Here is a 9,015-nt window from a genome sequence, read left to right as displayed (position 1 = left end):
CGCGCCGACCCCGAAACCCACCCCCACGCCAACCCCCACCCCGACTCCACCGCCTCCGCCCACCCCGACGGTCCACCAGTGGAGCGAGCTCGCCCACGACATCAGCGACGACGGCGACGCTCCCGAAATGCGCATCGGCGAGAGCAGCCGGGTCTGGCAGCGCTCGACCCTGTCCATCGCCCACCGGAGCTACTCCCCGGGCGTGACGGTCCGCGGTCGTTCCTCCGTCACCATCGACCTGAACCGCCCGTGCACCACCTACGACGCGATGGTCGGCACGGACGATCTGACGATGAAGCTGGGCAAGGTCACCTTCTCCGTCCACGCGGACGGCGTCCCCCTGTGGAACTCCGGTTCGATCAAGGGCGGCGCCCCGGCCACCCCGGTCCACGTGGACCTGACGGGCCGCAGGACCGTACGCCTGGTGGTGGAACCTCACAGCCACTTCGACCACCTGGTCCTGGCCGACTGGGCCGAGTCCCGCTTCACCTGCACGTAGGCCCAACGGCGGACGAAGAGCACGGCACTCGGCGTTCAGCCGCACACGAAGCGCAGCCCCACCGACCGGCACAGGACCACCGACCGGCACAGGACCGCCGACCGCACCCAACCGAACCCGCTGAAACGCCGCAGGTCCTCTCAAACCCCCCGGGCCAACGCCCCCCGCTGCGGGGCGATCCCCCCGGGCACCGCCCGCTGCCGCCCAGGCGTCCCCGTCCAGCACGTCCCCCGCCGCGCCAGCAATCGCCGCAGCCACAGCTCCAGCGCGACCAGATCCGCGAGCCCGTCCAGCGGCAGCGGCTCCCCCTCCGCCGCAGCCCGCAGCGCCTTGCGCACCACGCGGGCCTCGACCAGCCCCGCCTCCGCGAGCAGCGGCGTGTCGAACAGCGTCATCAGCGTGCCCGCGGCGACCCGCAGCCCGATCCGCGCCGCGGCAGCGGTGTTCGCCTGGGTCGGCGCGCCCCACCCGGCGGGCAGGTCCCGTACGCCCGCGCCTTCCAGCACGGCCCGCAGTACGGAGGCCCGCGCCCCCGGCTTCACCCGCAGCGCCTCGGGCAACCCCCGGCACGCGCGGACGACCTGGTTGTCGAGGAACGGTGTGTGCAACCGCTGGAAGCGGATCTCGGCGGCCTGCTCCAGCACCCGTACATCGGCCGCGTGCCGGGCCAGTGCCGCACGCGCGCGGAAGTCGCCGGGCCGCTGCCCCGGCCCCACGTCGGACCGGCGGGTGGACGCCTGAAGGCGAACCGATACTTCAGCGAGCGCCTCGCCGGTCAGCCAGCGCGCCGCCGGGCCGGGTCTTCCCCAGGTCAGCGCGGCCAGTGAGGCGTCCGCCGCGCCCCAGGGAGTCCCGTCGTCCAGCTGGTGGCGCAGCAGCTGCTCCGCGAGGGTCTCGAGACCCGTGCGGTACGGCGTACGGGACAGGCGCCGGGCCGCGGCGTACACGCGCGCGGGCACCATCACGGACCCGTCGGCTTTCGCCAGCGCGGCGACGGGCCGTACGAGATGGCGCCGCTTGCGGTCCATGAGGAGGTCGGCGAGACGCGCGGGATGCGCGTCGAGCACCTGCCGGGCCCCGTACCCCGTGAAGTGGTCGGCGCTGCCCGCGGCCAGGCGTGCCCGGTGCCGGGCGGCGGTGACCAGGGAGGGAGCCGGCTCGTCCGTGAGCGGCCCGTCGAGGTCGGCGTACGGCAGGGTGTCCTCGCCGCCGGGGACGACCACGTGGTGCAGCCGGGGGTTGGCGGCCAGCGCCCCGGCGCGCGCGAGTTCGTCCTCCCGGCCGCCGAGCGGCCCGCCGGCCGGACCGCTGCCCGCACCGGCCGGGCCCCCCGCGAGATCGTTGAACGTGACGGCGAGCAGCCGCTCGCCCGCGCCCGTGCCGTGCCCCAGCACGGTCCCCGGCATGCCCGGCAGCCCGGCGGCGAGCAGCGCCAGTGTCCCGGAGGCGGGCCCGCCGGAGAGGTCGGCCCCGATCCCCGGCACCGGCATCCCGCGCGCCGCGCGCCGTTCGGCGGGACCCATGCCCGGCACCGGGCCGGGATCGATGTCGGCGCCGGGGACGTGCCGGGGCGCGGCGAGCCGGGTGCGTACGGCCTCGACCAGCGCGTCCCGGACGGCGTCCACCGCGCGGTCCGGGTCGGCGGGCGGCGCGGCGACGGCGAGCGAGGCGACGGGCTCGTACCCGGCGATCTCCCGCGCCCCGGCGCGGAGGATCAGTGCGTGCCCCGGCGGAACGCGCTTCACGCCGTCGTACGGAGTGGAGTCGTGGAGCGCGGCCGGCACGTCGGGGGCGGCCAGGAGCGCGGCGAGGTGACCGAAGTCGAGGTTGGCCTCGACGAGGTCGGCGAGCGGCAGCGCGGCGGTGGCGTACGCGGTGCCGCCCTCCCAGGGGGTGTGGAAGACCGGCCGGGCGCCCGCGAGGTCGCCGCAGACGGTGACCCGGCGGCCCACCTGTACGACGGCGGTGTAGCTGCCCGGCCAGGCGGTCAGATGGCGCAGCGCGCCGCCGCGCGCGGCGAACAGGGCGACGCGCAGCTGTTCGTCGGAGGCGCCGCAGGTGCCGAGGACGGCGATCCGGGTCTCGGCGTCGGCGGTCACCACCCGGACCTCGTCGGGCCGCCAGTCGCCGACCGCCCACAGCGGATCGGGGTCGCCCCACAACGGGTGGGAACCCACCGGTTGCAGTGTCTCGCCGTCGGAGCCGGTGGCGCCGGCGGAGCCGTACGCCAGGGCGCCCGCGGCGGCGCTGCTCCATCCCACCAACCACCGCATCGACGCCTCCACAGGCTGTGGACAACCGGCGCACCGCGCGCACCGGTTCACCCATGCTGCCATGAAGGAGGCGCTCAGGAGGGATGCCGGTACCGCATGTGCTCCGTCGGATGCGCCCCGGCGGATACTCCTGCCCCGATCCGAACACCCGCCCGAGGCAAGGAGATCGCCCGCTCGCGATCACGCACCCACCTGCACCACTGCGACGCGAATGCGCCCCCCAGCGCGCCCCAAGAACCACTAACGCGCCCTCAACTGCCGTGGTAGATGCGCTGATAGCCCCGGAACAGCGGGGTCGATTTTCGGCCAATTCGGAGAGGTGAGGACACCCTCGAACACGCTCCGTACAGGCTTTGCGCACCGCCGAGGGGTCGCGCAGTCCGGGAGACGGAGTGCGTCTCCCGGACCGTTCCGCCGCCCGCGGGGATGAAGACGGCGGTGTCCCCCAGCCCACTGGATCCAGTACAGCGGGCCGACCCACGCACGGACCATGGAATCGCTCCCGCGGTGGCCGGAGGAGAGCGCACGCACGGGCGCACGGCCACACGCCGGGAGCATGCCGCAACTGCGCGTATCGGACCCGCACTTCAGTACGGACCACAATCCCGCCATCCGGAAGAATGCCCCTTAACGCTTGGGATGCGGCGAACTACGCTGGGTTTACGAATGCCGCGCGGTTATGCCAGAGCGGCAGCCGTCTGTGTCGAGGGGTGGCGCATGTCCAGGGAGCTACGCGGGCCGAACGAAAAGCTCGGCACTGTTCTCGCCCTCGCGGGTATCTCCAACGCGGGCCTCGCGCGGCGCGTCAACGACCTTGGCGCCCAACGCGGGTTGACCTTGCGCTACGACAAGACGTCGGTGGCGCGCTGGGTGTCGAAGGGCATGGTGCCGCAGGGTGCGGCGCCGCACCTGATCGCCGCCGCCATCGGCCAGAAGCTCGGCCGCCCGGTGCCGCTCCACGAGATCGGCCTGGCGGACGCGGATCCCGCGCCCGAAGTGGGCCTGGCCTTCCCCCGGGACGTCGGACAGGCGGTGAAGTCCGCCACCGAGCTGTACCGGCTGGACCTGGCCGGCCGCCGCGCGGGGTCCGGCGGCATCTGGCAGTCGCTCGCCGGATCGTTCGCAGTGAGCGCATACGCAACGCCTGCCTCACGCTGGCTGATAACCCCGGCCGACAGCTCGGTCGCACGCGAGGTGAGCCCCGCGGAGGGCTCCGCCGCACCGGCCAGAGTCGGCCACAGCGATGTGCGCAAGCTGCGCGAGGCCGCCGAGGACGCGCGCCGCTGGGACTCCAAGTACGGAGGCGGCGACTGGCGTTCGTCGATGGTCCCCGAGTGCCTGCGGGTCGAGGCGGCGCCCCTGCTGCTGGGCTCCTACGCCGACGACGTGGGCCGTTCCCTGTTCGGCGCGTCGGCCGAACTCACCCGGCTCGCCGGCTGGATGGCCTTCGACACCGGCCAGCAGGAGGCCGCCCAGCGCTACTACATCCAGGCCCTGCGCCTGGCCCGCGCGGCGGCCGATGTCCCCCTGGGTGGATACGTACTGGCCTCCATGTCCCTCCAGGCCACCTACCGCGGCTTCGGTGACGAGGGCGTCGACCTCGCCCAGGCCGCGCTGGAGCGCAACCGCGGCCTGGCCACGGCCCGCACCATGAGCTTCTTCCGGCTCGTGGAGGCACGCGCGCACGCACGCGCGGGTGATGCCCTGGCGGCCGGCGCGGCTCTGAGGGCGGCCGAGGGCTGGCTGGAACGTTCCCGCCCCGGTGACAGCGACCCGATCTGGCTGGGCTTCTACTCCTACGACCGCTTCGCCGCCGACGCCGCCGAGTGCTACCGCGACCTGAAGGCGCCCCGCCAGGTCCGCCGCTTCACCGAGCAGGCGCTGTCACGGCCGACGGAGGAGTTCGTCCGCTCGCACGGGCTGCGGCTCGTCGTCTCGGCGGTCGCCGAGCTGGAGTCGGGCAACCTGGACGCCGCCTGCGAGCAGGGGGTGCGCGCGGTGGAGGTGGCCGGCCGCATCTCGTCCGCGCGCACCACGGAGTACGTCAGGGACCTCCTGCACCGCCTGGAGCCCTACGGCGACGAACCCCGCGTGGTCGAGCTGCGCGAGCGCGCCCGGCCCCTGCTGATGACCCCCGCCTGATGCCCATGCCCTCCGCCTGATCCTGGCCGCCGCCCGGACCACCGCCCTTGCCGGCCGCACCCGGCAGATGCCGGCAGACCCTTGCCGCTTCCGCGGGTTTAGGGGCGTTGTCAGTGGCGCAGTGCACTATCGGGACCTGGAGGTGGTGCGGGTGGCGCGGCGGGCGTACGACTGCGACGTGCTGGTGATCGGTGGCGGCATCGTCGGCCTGTCGACGGCGTACGCGATCACCCGCGCGGCGCCGGGCACGCGGGTCACGGTGCTGGAGAAGGAGCCCGGCCCCGCCCGGCACCAGACGGGCCGCAACAGCGGCGTCATCCACAGCGGCATCTACTACCGCCCCGGCTCCCTGAAGGCGCGGTACGCGGTGCGGGGCGCGGCCGAGATGGTCAAGTTCTGCGCGGAGTACGACATCCCGCACGCGGTGACGGGCAAGCTGATCGTCGCCACCCGCCGGGACGAGCTGCCCCGCCTGCACTCCCTGGTCCAGCGCGGCCGGGAGAACGGTCTGACGGTCCGCGAACTGGGCGCCGCGCAGATCGCCGAGTACGAGCCGGAGGTCGAGGGCCTGGCCGCCATCCACGTCGGCACCACCGGCATCTGCGACTACGCGGCGGTGGCCCGCCGGCTGGCGGCCGCGTCCGGCGCGGAGATCCGCTACGGCGCGCGGGTCACCCGGGTCGACCGCCGCCCGGACCTGGGCGTGGCCGCCCGGACCGCCGCCGGGGACATCGTGCGCGGCCGGATGCTGGTGAACTGCGCGGGTCTGTACTGCGACGAAATCGCCCGCCTCACCGGCGACGATCCCGGCATGCGCATCGTGCCGTTCCGCGGCGAGTACTACGAGCTGGCCCGCCCGGAGCTGGTCCGCGGCCTGGTCTACCCGGTGCCCGACCCGGCGTTCCCGTTCCTCGGCGTCCACCTCACGCGCGGCATCGACTCAGGCGTCCACGTCGGGCCCAACGCCGTACCGGCACTGGCGCGCGAGGGCTACGACTGGCGTACGGTCCGCCCGCGCGAGCTGGCCGCCACGCTGGCCTGGCCGGGCTCCCGGCACCTGGCCCGCCGCCACTGGCGGCACGGCACCGGCGAGCTGCACCGTTCCCTGTCCCGGCGGGCCTTCACCGAGGCGGTCCGCCGGCTCGTGCCCGCGGTCCGGGAGGCCGACCTGGTCCCGGCCCCGGCGGGCGTACGGGCCCAGGCGGTGCTGCGCGACGGCACGCTCGCCGACGACTTCCTGATCCAGGAGACGCCCCGCGCGGTCCACGTCCTGAACGCCCCCTCGCCTGCGGCGACGGCGTCCCTGCCCATCGGCCGGGAGGTCGCGCGGCGGGCCTTGGCGGAGCTGGCGGAGCCGGGGCGATGAACGGAAAGGGTGAAGGGCACGGCGACCACCTGCCGTACCCCTCGTAAAATCGACAGCACTGTGTCTGACTCCTTGAACCCTCCCCCGGCCGAAGCAAGGGGATTCCTGGCTCAAGCAGCTCGTTCGCTCAACGAGCGCACAAGTCTGACGCTCTCGACACCAGCCGGGACGGAACCTGCCCGGTTGCCCGTCAGGACAAAGGAGTTGCGCGTGCTTGGTTCTCGCGACGCACGACAGTCGGCTTACCCAGCCGTGTGGGAGGTCTCTCACCTCCGGGGCACAACCCCGTTCCTCGCCCCGTACCACAAAAGTTCGACTCTCCACCCGGCTGAAGCCGGGAGCGTCCCCGGAGGCCTCCGATGAGCACCGCCGGAGCACACACCCAGCACCCCGAGCACACACCCGGTGCCTCGGTCCGCCGTACCCGGGAGAAGGGGGAGCCCCGCTTCCCGGACGGCCCGAAGGCCGATCCCGCCGGGTCGCACTTCGAGCGGCGGATCCGGAGTTTCCAGCCACGCCGGAGCCGGGTCACCGCCGGGCAGGAGGAAGCGTTGCAGCGGCTGTGGCCCCGGTGGGGCTTCGACGTCGACGGCCGGCAGCGCCTCGACCTCGCCGAGTTCTTCGGCAACGACCGCCCGGTCGTCCTCGAGATCGGCTTCGGCATGGGCGAGGCCACCGCGCGCATGGCCGCCGCCGACCCCGGCACCAACATCCTCGCCGTGGACGTCCACACCCCCGGCCAGGGCCATCTGCTCGGCCTCGCCGACCAGCACGGCCTGGACAACGTCCGCGTCGGCAACGGCGACGCGATCATCCTGCTGCGCGAGATGCTCACCCCCGACGCGCTGGGCGGGCTGCGCGTCTACTTCCCCGACCCCTGGCCGAAGAAGCGGCACCACAAGCGCCGGCTGATCCAGCCGGCCTTCCTCGACCTCGCCGCGGCCCGCCTCGCCCCGGGCGCGACCGTGCACTGCGCCACCGACTGGGAACCGTACGCCCAGCAGATGCTCGAGGTGCTGACCGCGCACCCCGGCTTCGAGAACACCGTGGCGGACGGCGGTTTCACGCCGCGCCCGCAGTTCCGGCCGCTGACCCGTTTCGAGGGACAAGGACTGGACAAGGGCCATGTGGTGAACGACCTGATCTTCCGCCGCGTACCCCATGCCGACCAGCCCGCCGACCGGGCCGGCGGGGACCACGGGGCCGACCGGCCCGAGGACCGGGACGCCGCCGGTACCTGAGCCCACCTGGTGTTCCTGCGGGCAGCACCGTTCCCTCGTTAGGGTCAATGTCGTGGCCATCAGCCGTCCGCATCCGACACATCCCGGCGCGGCCCCCGGTCCCGCAGGACCGGCCGACGGGCCCGCCCTGCGGCACGCGCACTGGTGGCAGCGGCCCTGGGTGCGCCACGGGGCGCTGACAGCCCTCCTCGCGCTCTCGGGTCTGGTCATCCTGGGCCTGGTCCGCGAGCAGACCGGTACGGAGGGCTTCCTGGTCGGCCTCTGCCTCGCCGTCCTGCCGGTCCCGCTGCTGGTCGCCGCGTTCCGCTGGCTGGACCGGGTCGCGCCCGGCCCGTGGCGCAACCTCGTCTTCTCGTTCGCCTGGGGCGCCGGCGCCGCCGCGCTCATGGCGATCGTCACCAACAGCTTCGCCACCCAGTGGATAGCGACGGAGACCGCCGACCCGTCCCGCGCGGATACGCTCGGCGCGACCGTGATAGCCCCGGTCGTGGAGGAGTCCGCGAAGGCCGCCGCCGTCCTGCTGGTCTTCCTGTTCCGCAGACGCGACTTCACCACCCTCCTCGACGGCGTGGTGATAGCCGGGGTCACCGCCACCGGTTTCGCCTTCACCGAGAACATCCTCTACCTCGGCACCGCCTTCGGCACCGACCAGCTCACCGGCGGCAGCGGCGTCTCCTCCGTCACCGCGGCGACGTTCTTCGTCCGCGTCGTCATGTCGCCGTTCGCGCACCCGCTCTTCACGGTCCTCACCGGCATCGGCTTCGGGACGGCCGCGCTCGCCACCGGGCGGCGGCGCCCGGTGCGCTTCCTGCTCCCGCTCGGCGGCCTGCTGCTCGCGATGGGCATGCACGCGCTGTGGAACGTCTCCTCGACCCTCGGCGAGTACGGCTTCTTCGCCGTGTACGCGGCGTTCATGCTGCCGTCGTTCGGCCTGTTGACCTGGCTGGTGGTGCGGACCCGGCAGCGCGAGCTGCGGACCGTACGGGAGGAGCTGCCCGCGTACGTCAGGGCCGGCTGGCTGTCCCCGGCCCAGCCCTACGCGCTCGGCTCGATGCGGGCTCGGCGCGTCGCCCGGCGGTACGCGCGCCGGCACGGCGGCCGGGCCGCGGCCCGCGCGGTGGCGCAGTACGGGGCGTACGCGACGTCGCTGGCGTTCCTGCGGCACCGGGGGCGCCGCGGCCGCGCGGGTACAGACTTCACCGCACGGGAGCACGAGCTGCTACGGGAGCTGTGGCAGCGCCGCGACACGGCCCGCCCGGCTCTGGAACACGCGGCCCGAGTCACCGCACCGCCCGCCCCGTCCTGGCCGCTGTACGGCGCGTACGGCTTACCCGGCGCGTACGGGGGGTACGGAGCGTACGGGCCGTACGGCGCCATGAACCCCCCGCACTCCGTGCACCCCGGGTACCCGGCGTCCGGGCCGAACCCGTACGCGTACCCGTACCGCCCCTGAAACGCCGGACCGGCAGCCCTGACGTCGGGGGGTCGTCGTCA

6 protein-coding genes are annotated in these 9,015 nt (G+C 74.0%); 5 read left to right on the top strand and 1 reads right to left on the bottom strand.

The features are described 5' to 3' along the window. A partial coding sequence (locus ACFPZI_RS07715) for an NPCBM/NEW2 domain-containing protein (protein WP_381359978.1) occupies nucleotides 1-499 on the top strand: 499 nt, incomplete at its 5' end. 140 nt (nucleotides 500-639) lie between these two features. On the opposite strand, the gene ACFPZI_RS07710 is transcribed toward ACFPZI_RS07715, so the two are convergent. After that, nucleotides 640-2,772, bottom strand: coding sequence for an asparagine synthase-related protein (locus ACFPZI_RS07710; protein WP_381359975.1), 2,133 nt, complete (start codon nucleotides 2,770-2,772; stop codon nucleotides 640-642). A 717-nt stretch (nucleotides 2,773-3,489) separates the two neighbouring features. On the opposite strand from ACFPZI_RS07710, the gene ACFPZI_RS07705 reads away from it, so the two are divergent. The 4 genes from ACFPZI_RS07705 (at nucleotide 3,490) to ACFPZI_RS07690 (ending at nucleotide 8,974) form a co-directional block, all read left to right on the top strand. Continuing rightward, nucleotides 3,490-4,914 carry an MFS transporter gene (locus tag ACFPZI_RS07705; RefSeq protein WP_381359972.1) on the top strand — a complete coding sequence of 475 codons (1,425 nt, stop codon included), beginning with the start codon at nucleotides 3,490-3,492 and terminating at the stop codon, nucleotides 4,912-4,914. A gap of 121 nt (nucleotides 4,915-5,035) precedes the next feature. Then, nucleotides 5,036-6,280: an L-2-hydroxyglutarate oxidase gene (lhgO, locus tag ACFPZI_RS07700; RefSeq protein WP_381359969.1), complete on the top strand. Its 1,245-nt coding sequence runs from the start codon at nucleotides 5,036-5,038 to the stop codon at nucleotides 6,278-6,280. Nucleotides 6,281-6,639: 359 nt separating this feature from the next. Next, nucleotides 6,640-7,521: a tRNA (guanosine(46)-N7)-methyltransferase TrmB gene (trmB, locus tag ACFPZI_RS07695; protein ID WP_381359966.1), complete on the top strand. Its 882-nt coding sequence runs from the start codon at nucleotides 6,640-6,642 to the stop codon at nucleotides 7,519-7,521. Nucleotides 7,522-7,573: 52 nt separating this feature from the next. Further along, the gene (locus tag ACFPZI_RS07690) at nucleotides 7,574-8,974 is read left to right on the top strand and encodes a PrsW family intramembrane metalloprotease (protein WP_381359964.1); all 1,401 of its coding nucleotides are present in this window, start codon (nucleotides 7,574-7,576) and stop codon (nucleotides 8,972-8,974) included. The last annotated feature ends 41 nt before the right edge of the window (nucleotides 8,975-9,015 follow it).

It is taken from the genome of Streptomyces chlorus, assembly GCF_042655885.1.
Classification (GTDB): Bacteria; Actinomycetota; Actinomycetes; order Streptomycetales; family Streptomycetaceae; genus Streptomyces; species Streptomyces chlorus.
This window is presented reverse-complemented; position numbering and strand designations above follow the sequence as displayed.

Coding starts and splice junctions, on each gene's coding strand:
- ACFPZI_RS07710 (WP_381359975.1), bottom strand. CDS start 2,772: ATGCGGTGGTTGGTGGGATGGAGCAGCGCCGCCGCGGGCGCCCTGGCG.
- ACFPZI_RS07705 (WP_381359972.1), top strand. CDS start 3,490: ATGTCCAGGGAGCTACGCGGGCCGAACGAAAAGCTCGGCACTGTTCTC.
- trmB (WP_381359966.1), top strand. CDS start 6,640: ATGAGCACCGCCGGAGCACACACCCAGCACCCCGAGCACACACCCGGT.